Source organism: Apibacter sp. B2966 (assembly GCF_011082485.1).
In the GTDB taxonomy this organism is placed as follows: domain Bacteria; phylum Bacteroidota; class Bacteroidia; order Flavobacteriales; family Weeksellaceae; genus Apibacter.
The window spans coordinates 815,299-836,618 of the sequence record NZ_CP049714.1; the positions used below are offsets into that span (position 1 = coordinate 815,299).

The following is a 21,320-nucleotide window of genomic DNA, read 5'->3' on the forward strand; positions in this document are numbered from 1 at the left end:
AATGCACTTAATTTATAGCACTATTGACTACAATTAATTAAAACCAAATAATTATTTAAAACAACATAAATAATTCAATATTTAGCCCTATTAAATATATTTATATGAATATATTTTAATTTATATTATACAATTTAAAATTAGTAAAAGAAAATAAAATTATAGATTTTATAAAATAAAAGTCTTTTTAGCTTGATTAGTATTAACAAAAATTTATAACATCTTGTTTAGTGATTGTATCTCCGCCCAAAATAATTAATCTCTCCACAACATTCCTTAATTCTCGGATATTTCCGGTCCATTCAAAAGTTTTTAATAATTCAATAGCTTCTTTATCAAACTTTTTAACTTTAGAACCCTGTTCTTCTGCAATAATTCCTGAAAAATGTTCAATTAACAGAGGGATGTCTTCAATTCTGTCTTTCAATGCCGGAACTTTTAGTTCAATAACAGACAATCTATGATATAAATCTTCTCTGAATCTTCCTTGTTTAATTTCTTCTTTTAAATTTTTGTTCGTTGCAGCAATTACACGTACATCTACAGAAATTTCATTATCACTACCGACTCTGCTAACTTTTCCCTCTTGTAAAGCTCTTAAAACTTTTGCCTGAGCTGATAAACTCATATCACCTATTTCATCTAAAAACAGGGTTCCTTTGTCAGCTAATTCAAATTTACCTTGCTTATCTTTTACTGCTCCCGTAAAAGATCCTTTCATATGACCGAAAAGCTCGCTTTCAATTAATTCAGAAGGGATAGCAGCGCAATTTACTTCAACGATAGTCATTGCGGCTCGATCACTTTTTTCATGTATGGAATGAGCTACCAATTCTTTACCTGTACCATTGGGACCGGTAATTAATACCTTGGCATCTTTTGCAGCTATTTTATCAATTATTTCTTTAATTTCGTTTAGCTTTTTAGAAATTCCGATCATTTCATACTTCTTGCTTACTTTCTTCTTTAGTATTTTATTCTGAGAAAATAGCTTTTGGTTTTCAGTGATCAAATTTTTCTTATCCAATGCGTTTCTTACTGCACTTAATAACCTGCCTAAATCCGGGGGTTTAGGAATATAATCAAAAGCCCCTTTTTTAATACAATCAACTGCAATTTCAATAGTACCGTGTCCCGAAATCATAATAAAGGGCAATAAAGGTTTTTCTTTCATGACCTGACATAATAATTCCTCACCGTCCATCTTTGGCATTTTGATATCACAAATTACAAGGTCATATTCATTCTTGTCAATTAATTGCTTAGCTTCCAATCCATCTTTAGCCTCATCAATCTCAAATTTTTTATTTTCTTCAAGCAGTATGTTTTTTAAAACTCTTCGTATAGTTTCCTCATCCTCAACAATTAAAATTTTTGTCATAAATTAATTTATTTGTACATACAAAGATACTGCTTTTAGGTTAAAAATTGATTGCTATATAGTTACTCATTTAGATTTATCCTAAATAATGTTAATAAATACTCTCAATTTCACATATCAATAATTGTATTAATTTTGCTATTTGTAAATAATGAAGATGAAAAGACAAGCGGAAGCTAATTTACCCACCGAATGGGGAGAATTCGAAATAATAGCATATTCGGAAAATGAAAACGATTGGATGCCTCATCTGGCAATGATCAGTAAAAATACGGATTTAAGTAAAACCGTAAATATTCGTATACATTCTGAATGCATTACAGGGGACTTATTTCATTCGAAACGATGTGATTGTGGAAAGCAATTAGATGCAGCCATGAAATATATCCATGAAAATGGTGGGGTTCTCCTTTATTTAAGACAGGAAGGTAGAAATATCGGAATTATTAACAAACTTAAAGCATACAATCTTCAAGACAAAGGTCTCAATACTGCTGAAGCTAATATTGAATTAGGATTTCCTGCCGATGCAAGAGATTTTAAAATTGCCGTGGAAATTTTGGAGGACTTGGGTATCCAATCTGTAAATTTATTAACTAATAATCCGGAAAAGATATCGTTTATAAAAGATAGTTCGATTAAATTAAACCATAGAATCCCTCTTGAAATTAATCCGGAAAAAGAAAATTTAGAATATTTAAAAACTAAAAAGGATTTCTTCGGTCATTTTCTGAATAATATTTCTTAAAAAAATATATTTACTCCATTAAAGGAAAATTATTTACAACGTGAGTATTTATTTTATTTTTTATATTTTATACTAAATTTTAGGGAATATGGGTTTTCATTCAAATTGAAATCCAAAGATTTTAATTAAAAATGTAACTAATTAAATTATTTAATTCCATTAGACCCAATAAAAAGTTTAGAGTTCATCTATATCATTTATTAAATCTTTTAATAACAAATATATTTTTTTATAAATTTGATGAAATTATCACTATCTATTAAATAATGTCAACAAATTTAACCTCACATTGGGAAGATAAACTTCTTAATCGTTTTTTAAAATATGTTAGCTTTCATTCTACCAGCGAAGCAGGTATAGAAAAAATACCCAGTACTGAAAGACAATGGAATATAGCCAACTACATTTTCAATGAATTAAAATCCATAGGATTGGAAAATGTTTCCATTGATGAAAACGGTTATGTTATGGGTTTTATTCCTTCAAACAGTTCTCAAGAAATACCAACCGTGGGATTTATATCTCATTATGATACTTCACCTGATTTTTCAGGAGAAAACGTAAAACCTAAAATTTGGAAGAATTTTGATGGTAATGATTTACTTTTAAATGAAGTCACCGGTTTTACATTAAAAGTTACTGAATTTCCTGAGCTTAAAGATCATATGGGAGAAACTTTGATAACTACCGATGGAACCACCTTACTAGGAGCTGACGATAAAGCCGGAATTGCAGAAATAGTAACCGCTGCGGAATATTTATTACAGCATCCCGAAATTAAACATGGAAGAATAGCCATTGGATTTACTCCCGATGAAGAAGTTGGAAAGGGTGCCGATTTGTTCGATGTAAAAAAATTTGGTGCTAAATGGGCATATACTGTAGATGGCGGTGAAGTTGGCGAGCTGGAATTTGAAAATTTTAATGCCGGAGGAGCTGTCATATCAATTACCGGTAAAAGTGTTCATCCCGGATCTGCTAAAGGAAAAATGATTAACGCGGGCTTACTGGCTGTTGAATTTGCAAGTGCCATGCCTTCAGATGAAACACCGGCAAATACCGATGGCTATGAAGGATTTTATCATTTGACGAAAATTACCGGTAACGTTGAAAAAGCTCAATTGCAATATATCATTCGAGATCATGATTTCAAAAAATATGAATCAAGAAAAGCCTTTATGAAGGATGTTAGCACGAAACTTAATTCCAAATACGGCGAGGGAACTTTTAAGATTGAAATAGAAGATCAATATTTCAATATGAAGGAAAAAATTGAAGATAAAATGTACATCATTGACATTGCAAAAACCGCAATGGAAAAGGTTGGAGTTACCCCTAACATTAAAGCAATCAGAGGAGGCACGGATGGTTCGAAACTTTCCTATATGGGATTGCCTTGTCCGAATATATTTGCCGGAGGTCTTAATTTTCACGGACCTTATGAATTTGTACCTTTAGAATCTATGATTAAAGCAACTCAAGTAATAATAGAGATTTCTCAAAATATAAAGTAAAAATTAAAATTCACTCCGTATGAAAAAAAAATATGCTGTTCTTTTTTACCTTTTTTCTCTACTTTTTATAAATGCTCAAACAGGTAACAAAATTATTGTTAAGCTGAAAGATAGTTCTCATGGAGAATTGAATCGCGCGAATAAAGTATCCGGCATAAATAGATTATTTTCGTCGGGTAAAGCAGAGAAAATCGTACTGAGCGAAAAAGACCATAATACCATTTACACCGTAGAATTTCCGGAACATTCTGATTTAAAAAAAATTATTGAAGAATATTATAAAACCGGAGAAATTGAATACGCCGAACCGGACTATATTTACACTACTCAAGTTCAATCTGCAACTGTTCACCCAAATGATCCGTATTATAAATATCAATGGGGATTACATAATGACGGATCGATTTCAACCGCTATAAATAATTACCCTTCCAAAATAGGAGCGGATATAAATATGGAAAAAGCCTGGGAAATAGAAAAAGGGAGCGATTCTATAATTGTGGCAATAATTGATACAGGATTAAATGTAAATCATCCGGAACTTAAAAACCGATTCTGGTCTAATATAGGTAAAAATTTTATCGAGAATCAAAACCCAAACGACTTATCTTCCACCAATGACCATGCAACCAATATAGCAGGTATTATCGCAGCAAATGCTAATGATGGTATGGGGTTTGCCGGAATTGATTGGTATTGTAAGCTTATGATTCTAAAAACTTTGGATAACGACGGTTCCGGGTATACAACTGCTATTGCCAATGCAATACATTACGCCGTTGATAATGGCGCAAGAGTAATTAATTTGTCATTAGGAAGTAGAAATTATTCCCAATTAATGAGTACAGCAATTGAAAAAGCCATAAAAAATAATGTGGTCGTAGTAGCAGCTATGGGAAATGAAAATAGCATTCAGGAGAATTATCCCGCAGCCTATCCCGGTGTTATTGCGGTTGGATCTATAAATGCTGAATCTAATCGTTCTAATCCATTTTTTCGCACATTAAATTCCGGAAGTAATTATGGAAATCATATTTCTGTAGTAGCTCCCGGAGATGTTATTTGCAGTATATATGATAATTCAATATTTAATCTAAATAATTGCTTAAGTGGCACTTCACAGGCTACTCCTCATGTTGTGGGATTAGCTTCTCTACTTTTGGCTCAAGATTCACGAAGAACTCCCGCCGATATTAAAGCTATTATTGAAAAAACAGCTGACGATCAAATGGGCAATCCTTTAGAGGATACCCCCGGTTGGGATAAGTATTACGGATATGGAAGAATCAATGCTTATCGTGCTCTTTCTGAAAAAATTATCGATGAAAATAATGATTTAAATAAAAAAAGCGTAAAAATATATCCCAATCCGGCTAAATATAAATTTACTTGTGATTTTCCTTCAAATACTACACAAATTACCATTTTTACTAATTTGGGACAGATTATTCAATCTAAAACTATTAACGGATTGACTAGTGATAGCTTTTATATCTCCCAACCGGGAATATATTTTATACATTTTCAATTAGATGACGGTAAAAAAATTTCCAAGAAAATAAGTATTATAAAATAAAATCCTAAGAGATAATGGATTTAAAAACAACTTTCGGAAGATCTCTGAAAGTTGTTTTTTTATTCTATCGGCAAGAAAAAACGAGCCGGATTTTTTATAAATAATTTTAATGCAGAATAAAGTATTTTTCCCATTTCTTTAGTCGGCACATTAACGGATTTCATAGCAACCCATAATGATAACGAAAAGCTTACCAGAAAGTTAAATAATCCTATCCCGAAAATTCCTATAAATCCTAAAATAAAGTCTCCGCATGAAATATCAAAGTTAAAAAATGATAAGGCCATTGCATAATTACCTCCTGAAAATGTAATATGGCGAATATCGAAAGGTACGCCTAAAAAGTTACCGATCAGAAATGCGCTGCCCAAACAAAAACCTAAAAAAACATTTCCCGAAATACCTCCTATTTTTTTATTATACCAATTGGCCCAGCTCCTTCTTCTTTTTTCTTTGACAAAACGTTTTAGTAAAGGATGATTATAAAGCCTTTCCGGTATATTGTGATAACGGGTATAATTTTCTGTGATTCCTGATATTAAGCCGGATATAAACAAAAATAGTCCGGCAATGGAAGCAAACCAAAAAATTCTAAAATCAAGGTGAACTACTTCATCTCTAAAATCGGTTGCTTTATGCAAGTTCAATAACTGAATTCCTGTAAAATACGACAAAAAGTAATATAAACCTACGCCAACAATAAAAGCTGCAAAAACATTACCTATAAAAGCGATAAATTGGCTTCTGAATATTCTTGAAAATAACAATCCGAACTCTGTATAATCATTGGCAGATTTTTCATCTTGATTTAAAGCATGAGCCAATGTAGCCGCTGTCATGGCGGGTTGTTTGGTTGCTAAGGTCCAATGAATTAAGTATATAGAAACAAATCCCCAGGAATAATTTAGACTGTAAAATAAGGCTTGGATAAAAGGCGTATAAGTACGCATACCTATTTGAGCTTTTATAAAACACAAGATAGCCACCAAAAAACCTCCTCCCATTGCAGAATAAAGCATTTGGATGTATTCTTTTGATGTATTGGTTATGTATTTTTTACCCGCTTGTCTATTGTGCCATGTTACTAAAGAAGCGACTACATAAAGTGTACTTTGAAATGAGTTCGTAACACTACTTTTTGTTGAGTATATACCCAATAATTTTTTAGTAATGTTAGCCATTGCAAGGGATAAAGATTTATTATCCAGTAGATAGAGAGCATTTAAAAGTATAAGTATACGATCCAATTGTTGTCTTAAACAAGTTACTTTAATCGTAATCGGTAAAGATATACCTTTACTTTCTTTTTGATCAATGATATTATCTAAGTAAATTTTACATAATTTGATTTGATCGGATAAAGTATCTATTTTTTCTTGATTTATAATTTCATGATCTTGTAATATCTTTATAAGACTGCTTGTTAATTTTTGAAATGGGTTTTCTTCAATATTTCTTATGTAACTCATTTTAAAAACTTCAGTATCCGCAGCTCCTCCTATAACCCTGTCAATTAATATGAGTGCTCCTTCTCTGATTTGTTTAATTACATATCCCCTATTACAAATAATTACATCATCGTTAAATAAAACTTCATAAAATTTTTCCCATCGGTCCAGCGGAATCAATTTCATGAAATTATGGTTTACATTAGAATAAAGAACTTCATTAGCTAATGAGAGCAGCGTTTGGTCATCAGAAATTTGAGGTAAAATTTTATTACCTATTTGTCTGAAAAATAATGATATCAGTTTATCATTAGTAAATATTCCAAAATCCGTTAAAAATTTCTGCATGTATATATTCCTGAATAAAGGAATAAGACGCCCGATAAATTTTTCTTTTATAGAATCATTAGTATGTAATAAGTTGGTAATATAGTCTATAAAATCAATAGAGTTATCAAAATTTTTCCTACCGTATTTTAGCAAACTCAGTAAAAAATTACGCTCTTCTCTATTATTTAAAATCTTAATTAATTTTTCTTCCATCTTTATTTTCCGACTAACTTTAACATCTCATTTTATATATTATATTTTTATCTGTAAACTCTATGAACAAGTGCATATCGTCATAAATTAATTATACGATATACAAGTAAAAATAAATATATTGAATCTATAAAGTTAATATATCTTTTCCAATAAAGCGGATATTTCTTTTAAACCTTGAATTTTTGCATGAATGGCCGGAGTATTTCCTCTTAAATCTGCGATCGATGGATCTGCCCCACTTTCTAATAATAATTTAACTATAGAAGGCCGATTAAACGATGCAGCATATATTAATGCAGTAGCTCCGCTGTAATTAGTTTCATTAACGTTTGCGCCAGCATTTATTAATTTATCTGCAATGGTATCAAACCCCTTAAAACATACTCCCATTAATGCGGTATTACCCGAAGCATCTTTTTCATCTACCCTAGAATCAAATTCCAATAAATAATCAACGATTTCCTCATGACCATAATAAGTAGCTAAAAGTAAAGGATTATAACCGCGTCTGTCTTTATAAGTTAATAGAGATAAATCTTTTTTCAAAATTTCAGTTACAAGATCTAAATTGTTATCTCTTATTGCTTGAAATAATACTTCTGGATTTCCCATATAAAAAATATTAAAGAAAATCTGCCGAATAGTATTTCGGCAGAGTAAAAGTTTATTAGTGAATATTAATTTTTAGTGTATTTTTTTAAATTCCAAGTGCTTTTCTAACACCATTTCCGTATTCAGGATCTGCTTGATCAAATAATTTTAATTGTCTTTCGATTATTTCTCTGGATACTCCTTGCATAGCATCTTTGATATTATTAAAAAGCCTCTGTTTTTCTTCATCCGTAAATAATCTAAATAAGTCTCCGGGTTGCTTAAAATCACCATAAGTATCATTTTCCTCGAAACGATTTATATCACCATGGATTTTATAAGGCGGTTCTTGAAACGAGCGATCTTCAACCGGTCCATTTTTAGAATTTGGCTCATAATAGGCATCCGGATTTTCGTTTAAATTTTCAAAAAAACGCATTTGTCCGTCTTTATAATAGGGATTGTTCTCTGATAAAGGATGATTTGCCGGTAAAAACTCATAATGAGTTCCTAATCTATAACGGTGCGCATCAGCATAAGAGAATATTCTGGCTTGTAAAACTTTGTCCGGTGAAAAGGATATTCCGGGAACTATATTAGATGGTGAAAATGCTGCATTTTCAATGTATTGAAAATAATTGCTCGGATTTTCATTTAATTCCATAACTCCAATTTCAATTAAAGGATAGTCTGAATGAGGCCATACTTTTGTTAAATCAAAAGGATTATAAGGAGTTTTTAAGGCATCTTCTTCCGGCATGATTTGAGCATAAACGGTCCATCTGGGAAAATCTCCTTTTTCGATTGCCCCGAATAATTGTTCTTGATAATATTCTCTGGTTTTACCGGTAATATCTTGTGCTTCTTGATTGGTTAAGTTTTGTATCTCTTGTTGAGTTTTGAAATGAAGTTTAAACCAAAAACGTTCTCCATTATTATTCCAAAACGAAAAAGTATGTGAACTGAATCCATGCATATGCATCGGGCTTTTAGGTATACCTCGGTCTGACATCAATATGGTAACTTGATGTAAGCTTTCCGGAGTCAATGACCAGAAGTCCCACATGGCTTCACTTGATCTTAAATTTGTTTTAGGGTGTCTTTTTTGTGTGTGTATAAAATCAGGAAATTTATAACCGTCTCTAATAAAGAATACCGGTGTATTATTTCCAACCATATCCCAATTTCCTTCTTCTGTATAAAATTTAAGTGCGAAACCTCTAACATCCCTATCTAAGTCTGATGCTCCTGATTCACCTGCAACCACAGAAAAACGTGCCAACATTCTGGTCTTTTTCCCGATTTCTGAAAAGATTTTTGCCCGTGTGTAGCGGGTAATGTCATGAGTCACCGTAAAGGTCCCGAAAGCCCCCCAACCTTTAGCGTGAACTACTCGCTCCGGTATACGTTCTCTATTTTGATTGGCTAATTTTTCAATTAGTTGATAATCTTGTATTAGAACCGGACCTCTTAAGCCTGCCGTCAATGATTTTTGATTATTAGCTATCGGATTTCCAGCAGTAGTAGTCAACTTCTCGTTGCTCATTTGAATTGCTCTTTAAGTGTTAATAAAGTTTTTTTTGAGTGTTTAATAAACCTTTACATCAAATCAATTGATTGATTTTAATATAGTATAAATATTCCTCATATTATAATATTTATATGCAATATAGCTATTACTATGCCAAATTACAAATTATTATCCAATATTATTTTCACTTTTAAATTTTAACATTGTGTATATAAAAAAATATTAACAGTATAATTAACATATTAAAACACATATAACAAATATTATATTGATTATAATAATAAAACATGATATTATAGTAATTAATAAAAATTATATGATTTTTGTTAGTAATATAAAATTTTAACGTTTAAATAAATCAATTTTTCAATTTCCTTTAAAAATTAAAAAAATAATTTTTACAATCTTACCCATTTTTATATTAGATATTTCATTTTTAATATTTTATAAAGACATAAGAATAGGTAATTTGAATTATTTAGATATTAAATTTTAAAATTAGGTAAGTCAACATTCATAGATATTTTATTGAAATCCGCAACTTTAAATAAAGTGAAAATAATTCAAAACGATTAAACAAAAAAAAACGGTTTTATCAACCGTTTTCTTTAACTACATATTATTATTAATTTTTCTTTCTTTATGGTGTGAATTTTTTTTGCAAAAAGATTAAATATATTTTTGAAAATAGTTATTTATTCTAAAACCTTGAGTTTAGCAAATTTTAACAATAATTTTTTATCTCCCTCATTTTCAAAATTTATAAGTGCTTTAGCATTTTCGGGATCCCCTTCAATTGATACTACAGTACCTTTTCCGAAACGGTCATGCAAGACATGATCTCCTATCTTTAAATTGGCAACCGAACCTCCTACCGGATTTGCTAATTTTGCATTAGATATGGGCTTTAAGTTTTGTGGTGATTTAATCGGATCTTTCGACTTCTGATAAACAGGACTGGGTCCTTTAGGATATCTAGGTGCGAAATCATCGGCAAAGATATCCGAGTTCAATCCCGAATTATTTCTTATCGAATTCGTAAAACTGATATTTAAAACTTCCAAATGCTTTTCACTGATTTCTTCCAAAAATCTACTCGGCTCTCCATCCACTATTTTACCCCATCTGAAACGTGTGGTAGCGTACGTGAAATAGGCTTTTTCTTCAGCTCTGGTTAATGCTACATAAAATAATCTTCTTTCTTCTTCTAATTCCTGACGGGTGTTTAATGACATTTGAGAAGGAAATAAATTTTCTTCTAAACCAACTATAAAAACCACCGGAAATTCCAACCCTTTGGCTAAATGGATCGTCATTAATGAAACTTTATCATCATCTTCTTCACCTGAATCTAAATCTGAAGCTAAAGCTATATTTTCCAGGAAAAAATTTAAACTAGGATCTCCTTCATCCAGCTGTCTTTGTTCATCTACAAATCCTTGTAAACTGTTTAATAATTCTTGTATATTTTCTACTCTTGAAATTCCTTCAGGTGTGTCGTCTTCTTTTAATGTTTTTAGAATTCCTGAGGTAACGGCAACTTTCATGGCAACTTCATATACGTCTTCCGTCTTCAGTAAAACCTGAAAACTTTTAATCATAGTCCAAAAGTTGACTAATTTATCAATGGTTGGCTTGTTTAATCCTAAAGAATTTCCTAAAAACTCAATCTGTTCCAGAATTTCATCCAAAGACTTTTGCTGTTGATCTGCTCCTACAATTAGCTTATTGACAGTTGTATCTCCTATACCTCTGGCAGGATAATTTATAATTCTTAATAGGGCCTCCTGATCTTTTGGATTCACTAATATTCTTAAATAGGCTAAGAGATCCTTAATTTCTTTTCTTTGATAAAAAGAAAGTCCTCCAAATACTTTATACGATATATTTTTCTTTCGTAAGGCTTCTTCTATAGCTCTTGATTGGGCATTGGTGCGATAAAGTACGGCAAAATTTTTATTTTTTTTCTGTTGAGACATTTTTAATGAAAATATCTCTGATGCTACATAATTTGCTTCATCTGCATCCGAGAGAGCTCTATAAACTGGAATTTTATCTCCAGAAGGATTTTGCGTCCATACATTTTTTTCAAGTTGATCCCTATTTTTGGCAATCACCTCATTCGCTGCTTCCACAATAATTTGTGTGGATCGATAATTTTGTTCCAGAGGAATTATTTTGGCATCCGGATAATCTTTTTTGAAATTTAGGATATTTCTAATATTTGCTCCCCTAAATGCATATATAGATTGCGCATCATCTCCAACCACACATATATTTTCAAATCTGGATGCGAGTGCTTTTACAATTAAATATTGTGAATGATTCGTATCTTGATACTCATCCACCATAATATAGCGAAAACGGTCTTGGTATTTGGCTAAGGATTCCGGAAAACGGGTAAGCAATTCATTGGTTCGAAGCAAAAGGTCATCAAAATCCATCGCTCCCGATTTGAAACAACGATCTACATAGGCTTGATATATGTGACCAATTTTTGGTCGCATAGCGGCAGTATCTGCTTCAATTAATTCCGGGTTATTAAAATATGCACGAACCGTGATTAAATTATTTTTGTAACTTGATATGCGTCCTAAAACCTGTTTGGGTTTATATATATCAGTATCAAGCTGTAGTTCATTTATTATTTTTTTTATAACATTAAGACAATCCTGTTGATCATAAATAGTAAAATTAGAAGGAAACCCTAATTTATTTGCTTCTGCACGTAAAATTCTCGCAAAAACGGAATGAAATGTTCCCATCCATAAATTTTTAGCTTCAGTTCCTCCAATTAATGCAGCTATTCTTTCTTTCATTTCTCGTGCTGCTTTATTCGTAAATGTAAGCGCAAGAATATTAAAGGAATCTACTCCTTTATCTATTAAATGGGCAATTCTGTAAGTTAAAACCCTGGTCTTACCTGAACCTGCACCTGCTATTATCATTAAGGGGCCTTCTGTTGTACTAACTGCCTGTTTTTGAACTTCGTTTAAATCTGCAAATAAATCTTTCATACGAAGTCAAAGTTAGGAATTATTCATTAAATTTCTATATAGTGATTTTGATGGTAAATTAAATTTCAAAGTTTTTCAATTTATAGTGTTAACAATTTTAATTCAAAAAAAATTCTCTGATTTTAACTAATCAGAGAATTTAATAATGTGATTATGTTTGTTATTTATAATTTCGGTCCTGCTGCTACTAATTTTTTACCTTCTTCAGTATCCGTATATTGCTTAAAGTTTGCAATATATTTAGCTGCTAAGTCTTTAGCTTTTGTTTCCCATTCTGATACATTAGAATAGGTAGTTCTTGGGTCTAATATATCGGATACGTTTGGTAATTTAGTAGGGAAAGTCAGATTTAAATATGGGATTTTGTTAGTAGCTGCTTTCTCAATAGATCCATCGATTATGGCATCTACAATAGCACGAGTATCTTTTAAAGATATACGTTTTCCAGTTCCGTTCCATCCGGTATTTACTAAATATGCTTTAGCTCCATGTTTTTTCATTTTAGAAACCAATGTTTTTGAATACATGGTTGGGTGTAACGAAAGGAATGCTTCACCAAAAGCCGGTGAGAAAGATGGTAGAGGTTCTGTAATTCCTCTTTCAGTTCCTGCTAATTTGGAAGTATATCCACATAGGAAGTGATATTGTGCTTGTTCTTCATCTAAAATGGAAACCGGAGGCAATACTCCAAAAGCATCTGCTGATAAATAAATTATTTTTTTAGCATGTCCGGCTTTAGATGGAAGAACAATTTTATTTATATAGTATATAGGATAAGATACACGAGTATTTTCTGTAATAGATTTATCTTTGAAATCTACTTCTCCATTTGATTTTACAACTACATTTTCTAATAAAGCATCTCGTCTGATAGCTCTCCAAATATCCGGTTCTTTTTCCTCGGAAAGGTCAATTACTTTTGCATAGCAACCTCCTTCATAGTTAAATACTCCGTTATCATCCCATCCGTGCTCATCATCACCGATTAGATAACGTTTCGGATCAGCAGATAGAGTAGTTTTTCCTGTACCTGATAAACCAAAGTAAATGGCTACATCTCCGGCTTCTCCAACGTTTGCTGAACAGTGCATAGAGGCCATTCCTTTTAAAGGTAAATAGTAATTCATCATGGAGAACATACCTTTTTTCATCTCTCCTCCATACCAAGTTCCTCCAATAATTTGAACTTTTTGGGTAAGGTTAAACATAACAAAGTTTTCTGAATTCAGCCCTTGTTCTTTCCAGTTTGGATTGGTAACCTTAGATCCGTTCATAATAAAGAAATCAGGCTCTCCATAGTGTTCAAGTTCGTATTGAGATGGACGTATAAACATATTGGTAACAAAATGTGCCTGCCATGCAACTTCCATAACAAATCTGACTTTCATTCTTGTATCTTTATTGGTTCCACAATAAGTATCAACCACGTACAATTTTTTATTAGATAGTTGTTTGGCTACTAAACCTTTTAGATTATCGAAAGTTTGTGGAGTTGTTGGTACATTAATTTTACCATCCCACCATATAGTATTTTCGGTTACTGAATCTTTTACAATATATCGGTCTTTTGGCGAACGTCCGGTGAAAACTCCTGTTTTAACGGCTACGGCTCCTGAAGTAGTTAATTCTCCTTTTTCATACCCCTCATTTTTAGGATCCATTTCCGCTTGATATAGTTGTTCATAGGTTGGATTGTGAACAATTTCTTTAATACCTGAGATCCCATGTTTCTCTAGTGATTTTATTAAGTTTTCCATAATTTAAAATAAATTAATTTCTTTTTTTTCGTATATACAAATCTAACAATATAAATCTACATATTTTTTTCTCTTATATATGATATAACTCACTAGTCGAAAAAATGTAATTATTAAAAAATTAAAATTTATGGCAAATTATCAGAATATTAAAATAACAGATCCCTGCTTAATTTGAGTATTATGTTCTAAAGTGGCTTATTTTTATCTTATTTGCTTAAATTCACATAAGCTAATCTTTTTAATGTTAACGCAGCAATTACGAAATAAATCAGACACATGATCCACATTTGCAACCACAGTTCTTTTATTTCTATAAGTGAAGCTCCCGATTGGGTTATTTCCAAAAATCCTTTTACGGCTAACGTTGTCGGAAATATATAGGATATTACTTTTATCCATTCAGGAAATGCCAATGTTGGCCAAGATACCCCGCAAAGAAATAATGAGGGGATGGAAAATATAGTGACGATCATAATGGCATCTTCTCGTTTTTTAAAAAAGTTCATTAAGAATATTCCTAAAAATGTAACGGAAAAGAGAAAGGGAATTAAAAATACAAAAACCTCAAAAGGATTACCCCGTTGTGGAAATTTAAAAAGTCCCATAACCAATCCTACTTGAATTACCATCAAGATCATTGATATTAACAAATAAGCACCTGATCTACCCAACAATATCGGAATAGTTCCCAATGGCTTTTTAATAAAAGGGTATAATTTCGTATATGATTTTCGTTCTCTTTGTGTTCCTCCCAAAACTCCCATAGCAGAAATTTGCAGCGTTTGTATGGCAATTAAAAATACAACCGGCATAACAAAAGTTGCATACCCTGAATCTATGTTAAATAACGGAACAGATACCGTATCAATAGGTCTTCTTGAGGCAACTGCTTGTTTTTGAGGCGTTCCACCCGCCATCAATTTATTAACTTCAATTTGAGCACTATAAGTTCCTATAGAAGCGGTTACAGAAGTTAAAAACTGTTTGTAATAAAGCATGTATGATGCATCACAATATACAGAAATGGAAGGTACTTCTCCTCTTTGTAATTTTCTGGTAAAATCTTTAGGTAAAAGAATAATACCTTTAACCTTTCCTAAATTAAAAAGATTTTCAGCTTCTAATAAGCTGGTAGCAGAATGATCTATTTTTACCTGTTGAGATGAATTTACCATTCGTGTAATGGTATGAGTCATCTGTGACTGGTCCTGGTCTACAACAGCTATAGGTATTTTAGTAACTATTTCATTAGAATAAATATATGAATATAAAAAGCCAACTATTATGGGACTAATAAGATAGGATGATTTTACGGCTGCATCTGAAAATATAAGACGAATTTCTTTTACAAATGTTTTGCCTATTACCGATATATATTCTACTAAATCTTTAAACATAATATCCTCCTTTTTTTAATAATCGATTATAGCCGGGCATGGACGCAAATCCTATCAGACAAAATATCATAAAAGCTATTATATAACCGAAGTTAAGACTACCTATCGCAATTCCTCTAACGGCATAATCAATAATAAACCGCAAATAAGAAGTAAATGGAAAAGTATAACTTAAATATTGTATCACATCCGGTAAGCCTTCCTTAGGAAAAGTATATCCGGTAAATGAAAATGCTATGGCTGAATAGGAACCGCCTAAAGTCAAGGCCGAACGCAAATCTTTATTAAAGCTGACGTAAAATAATCCAAATAATTGACAAACGATTACAAATACTATAAAATAAATATTCACAATAAGAAAATTACCTCTTAAAGGAATTCCTATTTTATAGTACAATAAACTATTCATAAAAAAACCGATTAAAGAAAACAAAAGGGTATACGGTAAAGTTTTGGCCCAAAATGAAACCCATACATTTCCTCTACTTTTTACATATAGTTCTCTGCCTTTTCGGTCTTTCAGTACTGATCCTAACACATAGATTGATACTACCATGACTATTATTTGCAAGGCCATAGGCATTAAAGCAATAGTAAGATAATAGGAATAGTTTGTGTAAGGATTAAACAGTATATGTTGGTTTGAATTTATGGGAGATGTAGCTGCTAAAGCTTGTTTTTGAGTTAGTCCTTTTTGTGTTAAGCCACTGATGTGAGCTCCGGCAGCAAAAGATCCTACCGTTGATTGAAAGGCTTTATTAATCAATCCTCCGGCTAAGAGATAGTTATTATTGTAATAACAAGCTACCTGAGTATCGATGTTTCTATAAATATCATTTTCAAAATTTGTCGGAATAATTATTAAGGCAAAAGCCTTATCCGTTCGTATCATTTTCTCCCCATCTTGTTGATTCTCCACTTCAGCCACGATATCCATAGAAGATGTTGCATTCAGCATCCTTCCCAATTCTCTGGATGTATTCGATTTGTCTTGATCTAATAAAACAACGGGAAATTTTCGAGGTACTCCTTCCTGTAAAAGACTAGCATAATATAAAAACAATCCACAAGGCAAAATTACAGCCAAAAACATTAATCTTGGACTGGTTAAAAGCCTTTGAACCTCATTTAAAAATATGGAAAAAAAGCCTTTTTGCATTAATCTTTTTTCAATGATTTTTCATCAACTAATGCACTCATACCGGGTCTTAAGCCCTCCACTTTTTCCATGGGATATGCTTTAATCTCAAAGGTTTTCATATCAAAATCGCCTTGAGTTTTGGTAGCACTCCATGTAGCAAAGTCTCCTTGAGCTGCAATATAACGAACTTGTAATTTAATTTTTTTATTGTTTAACGCGGGAATTTGTGCTTCGAAAGTGGAACCTTTTTTAAAACTTGACATTAAATTCTCTTTGATGTTAAACACCACCCAAACATCATTTAAATCAACCAGATTTACAATTGGATATCCCGCACTCACAACCTCTCCTCTATTCGGAATTATTTTTAATACTTCGGCATTTGAAGGTGAAAGTACTTTAGCTTCTTTTTTATAAGCTAATACCTCTTCTATTGCTCCTTGTGCCTGATTAACTTGTGCAGATGCTGCTTCTTTATCCTCACTTCTTGACCCATTTATTGCCATTTTATAATTTGCATAGGCTGCTTTCTCTAATTCTCTGGAAGCCTTACTTTGAGTGTACGCTTCATCTCTTTTTTGCGCAGATATTACTTTATCGTTATATAAATTCTGCATTCTTTCATAAGTCTTATCTGCAAGCTCTGCTGATGCTTTTGCTTGTTGCCATTGATTGTAAGCTCCTTGTATTTGTTCTGTTCGAGTTCCTTTTTTAGCTTTTTTGTCTTGTGCTTCTGCTGCAGCTTTTGCAGATTCTGCTTGTATTAATTTAGCATCTAATTCCGGCGTACTTAACACAGCCAACAAATCACCTTCTTTTACCATATCTCCTTCTTTGATTAATACCTGTTCGAGTCTTCCTGCAATTTTAGGTGATACATTAATTTGGGTAGCATCTACTTGACCTTGAATGGTTACTTGGGTCGGTTTATTCATAAACCATATAGAAAGGCCTATTATGGCTACAATTATTATGATACTTATGATGGAACTTATAAGTTTACTTTTCATATAAAATGATTATTGATTCGTATATTTTATAAAATCTTGACTTAATCCGCTATATTCTAATAAAGATGCTAAATCGACCACATAATTATAACTGGCTTGTATTTTTTGCAACTTTATACCCGATAAATTAACTTCAGCATCGACCACATCTGTTGAGGTTTGAACCCCTTCTGAAAATCCTTTTACTCTCACTCGAAGTAATTCTTCTGCTTGAACTATTTGAACATCTAAGTTTTGTATTTGTTCTTCTTGTTTTTGTATGTCTTGAAATATTTTTTCAATCAGAGTCCGAATGTCTTTTTTAGCTTTATCTTGAGAATATAATACACTTTCTTTGGTTGCTTTTGCTGATTTTATTTCATTTTTGTATTGCAGACCGTTAAAAATAGTATAGGTCATTCCCACTCCCAAAGACCAGGGTTTTCTATTTTTTTTCATACCCCCTATCGGGTTATTATGAATTAAAATTGAATTTCCTAAGGCTGATATGGTTGGATAATAGGTTGATTTTTTGGATTTAATTGATTGTTCGGTTAATTCAACTTGAAGTTGAAGCTTTTGTAATTCCGGATAATTTTCAACGGCGAAATCCTGATAATAATCTAACGGATGTAAATAAGGAACAATAAAAAATGGAGTTGTTAATTCTTCATTAACTTGATCTATTCCTAAGGTATTTGCCAATGCTACCCTTGCCAATTCAGCATCTTTTTGAGCGGCAAGATATTGTCGATTAGCTTCTGATACGGCAACATCTGCTTGAAGTTTTTCAACAGGTGCTATCAACCCTTGTTGTTCCATTTTAGTTGCATTATACAAATGTTGATTCATTCCGTCCAACACTTGTTTTCTTACTAAAAGTGCATCTTCAGCTAATTTAACTTGAAAATATCTTTCGGCTAATTCCGAAATCAGCTTATTTTTAGTACTTACTAACTCTTTATTTCCTATTTCTGCCTTTAATTTTGAAGCTTCAATTGCGGCATTAATTTTTCCTCCTGTGAACAATGGCCAAGTAAATTTAACTCCTCCTAAGGCTATATCTCTTTTGAGGAGATTTACATCCCAATTTCCTAATTCCTCAGGATCAGAAATATTTAAAGCATCCGCAACTTCTGATCTGGCACCATTTAAATTGGTTCCAATTTTTTTATCTCGGTATATACCGGCTCCAAAAATGTCTAATTGAGGAAAACGTAATCCTTTGTAAGATTTTAAGTCAAATTGATAGGCTTCTTCTTGCTTCTCGGCTGCTTTAATCAGATTATTTTCTTTATACATAATAATCTGAGATTCTGAAAATGATAGTGATTGAGAACAGAGTCTTAAAGATATGCTAAAAGCTAACACTAATGTCAAGGAATTTCTGATATATCCTATCATACTTTTATAAATATTATAATTACAAAAATATAATATTTTTTAATATAATTTATTTTTAATTGGGGTATCCATTGTAAAGTTATTAACTTTGATTTGTATATATTTTAAAAACAACATCATAGTTATTATATATTATCTAAAAAAACAATAAAAACCTAAAAATAGTATGTCAAAATTATTTAAACCTTTACCTTTAGAAGGTAACACGCTAAAAAACAGGATCATAATGTCTCCCATGTGTCAATACACTGCTCATGATGGTTTTGCCAATAATTGGCACTTAATACACTATGGAACCCGTGCGGTGGGAGGAGTTGCGGCAATTATTCAAGAGGCCACTGCCGTTTCCCCTCAAGGTAGAATTACCTATAAAGATTTGGGTATCTGGAAAGACGAACATATTCTTAAATTAAGTGAAATTGTACAATCAATTCACGATAATAACTGTTTAGCGGGTATCCAATTAGCTCATGCAGGACGAAAGGCCAGCACTCCTATTCCTTGGCTTCCTAATGAAAAACTGGATGAAGGATATAAGAAATGGGCTATAGTAGCGCCTTCTCCTGTTCCTTTCGACGGTAATTCCCAAAAACCAAGAGAACTATCTATTGATGAAATAAATATCATTATCAATGATTTTAAAGAAGGAGCAGAAAGAGCTGTGAAAGCAGGTTATGATATTATTGAAATACACGCTGCTCATGGATATCTCATTCATGAATTTTTATCTCCTCTTAGTAATGTAAGAAAAGATGATTATGGAGGTAATTTTCAAAATAGAATTCGATTGTTGGTTAGAATTATAGAAGCAATTAAACAAATACTTCCTAAAAGAATTTCTCTATGGGTTAGAATTTCTGCCACCGATTGGATAGAAGGCGGTTGGAGTGTAGATGAATCTGTAGAATTGGCCGAAATAGTAAAAAATTTAGGTGTAGAGGTTTTAGATGTCTCATCCGGTGGTTTAACTCCCCATGCTAAAATACCCAATAAACCTAATTACCAAGTGCCTTTTGCCAATAAAATAAAAAATAATTCTGCCATAATAACCGGAACGGTTGGATTGATAACCCAAGCTGTTCAAGCAGAAGAAATACTCGAAAATAACGAAGCTGATTTAATTTTCCTGGGTAGAGAGCTGTTACGTAATCCATACTTTGCTTTAGAAGCCGCCCATATTTTAGAAAAAAACACCTTATGGCCCCTACCCTATGAAAGAGCTAAATTTAGATAAGACCTTCTGTTTATGATTTCAAAAAATTCATTTTTATTACCAATTATATTATTAGATGGTATTATTTTTGAAAATAAAACTAAGCTAAAGTGAATTTAAAATTTTATATCTTTACAAGTATGAAAAAAACTGCTATATTAGTTTTTCTCCTATTTTTAGGAAGTTTCATTTCCGCTCAATCTATAACATTCAGTCAAGATCAAATAGATTATGGAATAATTAAAAAAAATTCTGACGGTAATCAAATTTTCAAATTTACCAATACAGGTGACAAACCTTTGATTATTTCCAATGTTAAATCATCATGTGATTGTTCTGTACCCTCATGGACCAGAACTCCTATTTTACCGGGTAAATCAGGTGAGATAAACGTTAAGTATAATACAAAGAATCTTGGTAAATTTTCCAAATCAATTGAGGTATTCAGTAATGATCCAAAAATTTCAAGAAAGCTTTTAAAAATTAAAGGGGAAGTTCAATAGTTAAAAAAATAGTTAAATATATATCAAACATGAAAAAGTTCGTTTTAAGTTCGGCATTCCTATTGGGAGCATTCATTTTCAGCAATGCTCAGGAAATTAAAATTACCAATTATGAAAATAATACGGTAGATTATGGGAATGTAAACAAAGGATCTAATGGCAAAAGAATTATAAAAATTCAAAATGTGGGAGATAAACCGTTAATTATTTCCAATATAAACACTTCTTGCGGATGTACGGTACCTCAATGGACTACAGAACCTATCGCTCCCGGAAAAAAAGGAGAAATTACGGTTACCTACAATACTTCTAATGTAGGAAGATTCAGCAGAACCATTACCATATCTTCTAATGATGAGAAAAAACCAAATTTACCGGTAAGAATAGAAGGTGTTGTTTTAGCTCCTGAAACCAATCCTGGCACCGATAAATAATTTTAATAATTTATAATACTTAAAGTAAGGACATTGCATAGTTCAGTGTCCTTTCTTTTTAAAATTAATAGTCTTTTTATACGTCTGTATATATGTTTTTTGTAGCTTTGTGTTTTCACACTAAATT

The 21,320-nt window shown here is 31.8% G+C and carries 16 protein-coding genes; 6 read left to right on the forward strand and 10 right to left on the reverse strand.

Annotated elements, in window-relative coordinates:
- Positions 1 to 202 precede the first annotated feature (202 nt).
- Positions 203 to 1,381, reverse strand: coding sequence for a sigma-54-dependent transcriptional regulator (locus G8C43_RS03505; protein WP_166004209.1), 1,179 nt, complete (start codon positions 1,379 to 1,381; stop codon positions 203 to 205).
- 157 nt (positions 1,382 to 1,538) lie between these two features.
- Here G8C43_RS03505 and ribA point away from each other — a divergent pair, with 157 nt between their 5' ends.
- The 3 genes from ribA (at position 1,539) to G8C43_RS03520 (ending at position 5,219) form a co-directional block, all read left to right on the forward strand.
- Complete coding sequence (gene ribA, locus G8C43_RS03510; protein WP_166004212.1) at positions 1,539 to 2,129, forward strand: GTP cyclohydrolase II; 591 nt, start codon at positions 1,539 to 1,541, stop codon at positions 2,127 to 2,129.
- 266 nt (positions 2,130 to 2,395) lie between these two features.
- Entirely contained in the window at positions 2,396 to 3,643 is a 1,248-nt protein-coding gene (gene pepT / locus G8C43_RS03515; RefSeq protein WP_166004214.1) for a peptidase T, read from the forward strand.
- A gap of 19 nt (positions 3,644 to 3,662) precedes the next feature.
- Positions 3,663 to 5,219 (forward strand): S8 family serine peptidase, encoded by a 1,557-nt coding sequence (locus tag G8C43_RS03520; RefSeq protein ID WP_166004216.1) that lies wholly within the window; start codon positions 3,663 to 3,665, stop codon positions 5,217 to 5,219.
- Between the two features lie 59 nt (positions 5,220 to 5,278).
- Here G8C43_RS03520 and G8C43_RS03525 read toward each other — a convergent pair whose 3' ends face one another.
- The 9 genes from G8C43_RS03525 to G8C43_RS03565 all read right to left on the reverse strand — a co-directional run bounded on the left by G8C43_RS03525 (position 5,279) and on the right by G8C43_RS03565 (position 19,043).
- Entirely contained in the window at positions 5,279 to 7,210 is a 1,932-nt protein-coding gene (locus G8C43_RS03525) for a site-specific recombinase (RefSeq protein WP_166004218.1), read from the reverse strand.
- A 135-nt stretch (positions 7,211 to 7,345) separates the two neighbouring features.
- Positions 7,346 to 7,825 (reverse strand): ankyrin repeat domain-containing protein, encoded by a 480-nt coding sequence (locus tag G8C43_RS03530; RefSeq protein WP_105297932.1) that lies wholly within the window; start codon positions 7,823 to 7,825, stop codon positions 7,346 to 7,348.
- An 85-nt stretch (positions 7,826 to 7,910) separates the two neighbouring features.
- Entirely contained in the window at positions 7,911 to 9,350 is a 1,440-nt protein-coding gene (locus G8C43_RS03535) for a catalase (RefSeq protein WP_166004220.1), read from the reverse strand.
- Between the two features lie 680 nt (positions 9,351 to 10,030).
- On the reverse strand, positions 10,031 to 12,352 hold the full coding sequence (locus tag G8C43_RS03540; RefSeq protein ID WP_166004222.1) for an ATP-dependent helicase: 2,322 nt from the start codon (positions 12,350 to 12,352) through the stop codon (positions 10,031 to 10,033).
- Positions 12,353 to 12,516: 164 nt separating this feature from the next.
- Complete coding sequence (pckA, locus tag G8C43_RS03545) at positions 12,517 to 14,109, reverse strand: phosphoenolpyruvate carboxykinase (ATP) (RefSeq protein ID WP_160542026.1); 1,593 nt, start codon at positions 14,107 to 14,109, stop codon at positions 12,517 to 12,519.
- A 209-nt stretch (positions 14,110 to 14,318) separates the two neighbouring features.
- Positions 14,319 to 15,509, reverse strand: coding sequence for an ABC transporter permease (locus G8C43_RS03550; RefSeq protein WP_166004224.1), 1,191 nt, complete (start codon positions 15,507 to 15,509; stop codon positions 14,319 to 14,321).
- The gene (locus tag G8C43_RS03555; protein ID WP_166004226.1) at positions 15,502 to 16,668 is read right to left on the reverse strand and encodes an ABC transporter permease; all 1,167 of its coding nucleotides are present in this window, start codon (positions 16,666 to 16,668) and stop codon (positions 15,502 to 15,504) included. Before G8C43_RS03555 ends, G8C43_RS03550 begins: the two co-directional genes overlap by 8 nt.
- Positions 16,668 to 17,660 carry an HlyD family secretion protein gene (locus G8C43_RS03560; protein WP_166004228.1) on the reverse strand — a complete coding sequence of 331 codons (993 nt, stop codon included), beginning with the start codon at positions 17,658 to 17,660 and terminating at the stop codon, positions 16,668 to 16,670. Before G8C43_RS03560 ends, G8C43_RS03555 begins: the two co-directional genes overlap by 1 nt.
- A 9-nt stretch (positions 17,661 to 17,669) precedes the next feature.
- Positions 17,670 to 19,043 (reverse strand): TolC family protein, encoded by a 1,374-nt coding sequence (locus G8C43_RS03565; RefSeq protein WP_160542022.1) that lies wholly within the window; start codon positions 19,041 to 19,043, stop codon positions 17,670 to 17,672.
- A gap of 166 nt (positions 19,044 to 19,209) precedes the next feature.
- Here G8C43_RS03565 and G8C43_RS03570 point away from each other — a divergent pair, with 166 nt between their 5' ends.
- The 3 genes from G8C43_RS03570 (at position 19,210) to G8C43_RS03580 (ending at position 21,193) form a co-directional block, all read left to right on the forward strand.
- Positions 19,210 to 20,277, forward strand: a complete 1,068-nt coding sequence (locus G8C43_RS03570) for an NADH:flavin oxidoreductase/NADH oxidase (protein ID WP_166004230.1) — start codon at positions 19,210 to 19,212, stop codon at positions 20,275 to 20,277.
- A 119-nt stretch (positions 20,278 to 20,396) separates the two neighbouring features.
- A complete protein-coding gene (locus tag G8C43_RS03575) occupies positions 20,397 to 20,759 on the forward strand; it encodes a DUF1573 domain-containing protein (RefSeq protein ID WP_105297941.1) in 363 nt (120 codons plus the stop codon).
- 29 nt (positions 20,760 to 20,788) lie between these two features.
- Positions 20,789 to 21,193, forward strand: a complete 405-nt coding sequence (locus tag G8C43_RS03580; RefSeq protein ID WP_160566789.1) for a DUF1573 domain-containing protein — start codon at positions 20,789 to 20,791, stop codon at positions 21,191 to 21,193.
- Positions 21,194 to 21,320 lie beyond the last annotated feature (127 nt).

What these genes read in the sequence shown, in the direction of transcription:
- G8C43_RS03505 (WP_166004209.1), bottom strand. Translation starts at nt 1,381, where the DNA reads ATGACAAAAATTTTAATTGTTGAGGATGAGGAAACTATACGAAGAGTT.
- ribA (WP_166004212.1), top strand. Translation starts at nt 1,539, where the DNA reads ATGAAAAGACAAGCGGAAGCTAATTTACCCACCGAATGGGGAGAATTC.
- pepT (WP_166004214.1), top strand. Translation starts at nt 2,396, where the DNA reads ATGTCAACAAATTTAACCTCACATTGGGAAGATAAACTTCTTAATCGT.
- G8C43_RS03520 (WP_166004216.1), top strand. Translation starts at nt 3,663, where the DNA reads ATGAAAAAAAAATATGCTGTTCTTTTTTACCTTTTTTCTCTACTTTTT.
- G8C43_RS03525 (WP_166004218.1), bottom strand. Translation starts at nt 7,210, where the DNA reads ATGGAAGAAAAATTAATTAAGATTTTAAATAATAGAGAAGAGCGTAAT.
- G8C43_RS03530 (WP_105297932.1), bottom strand. Translation starts at nt 7,825, where the DNA reads ATGGGAAATCCAGAAGTATTATTTCAAGCAATAAGAGATAACAATTTA.
- G8C43_RS03535 (WP_166004220.1), bottom strand. Translation starts at nt 9,350, where the DNA reads ATGAGCAACGAGAAGTTGACTACTACTGCTGGAAATCCGATAGCTAAT.
- G8C43_RS03540 (WP_166004222.1), bottom strand. Translation starts at nt 12,352, where the DNA reads ATGAAAGATTTATTTGCAGATTTAAACGAAGTTCAAAAACAGGCAGTT.
- pckA (WP_160542026.1), bottom strand. Translation starts at nt 14,109, where the DNA reads ATGGAAAACTTAATAAAATCACTAGAGAAACATGGGATCTCAGGTATT.
- G8C43_RS03550 (WP_166004224.1), bottom strand. Translation starts at nt 15,509, where the DNA reads ATGTTTAAAGATTTAGTAGAATATATATCGGTAATAGGCAAAACATTT.
- G8C43_RS03555 (WP_166004226.1), bottom strand. Translation starts at nt 16,668, where the DNA reads ATGCAAAAAGGCTTTTTTTCCATATTTTTAAATGAGGTTCAAAGGCTT.
- G8C43_RS03560 (WP_166004228.1), bottom strand. Translation starts at nt 17,660, where the DNA reads ATGAAAAGTAAACTTATAAGTTCCATCATAAGTATCATAATAATTGTA.
- G8C43_RS03565 (WP_160542022.1), bottom strand. Translation starts at nt 19,043, where the DNA reads ATGATAGGATATATCAGAAATTCCTTGACATTAGTGTTAGCTTTTAGC.
- G8C43_RS03570 (WP_166004230.1), top strand. Translation starts at nt 19,210, where the DNA reads ATGTCAAAATTATTTAAACCTTTACCTTTAGAAGGTAACACGCTAAAA.
- G8C43_RS03575 (WP_105297941.1), top strand. Translation starts at nt 20,397, where the DNA reads ATGAAAAAAACTGCTATATTAGTTTTTCTCCTATTTTTAGGAAGTTTC.
- G8C43_RS03580 (WP_160566789.1), top strand. Translation starts at nt 20,789, where the DNA reads ATGAAAAAGTTCGTTTTAAGTTCGGCATTCCTATTGGGAGCATTCATT.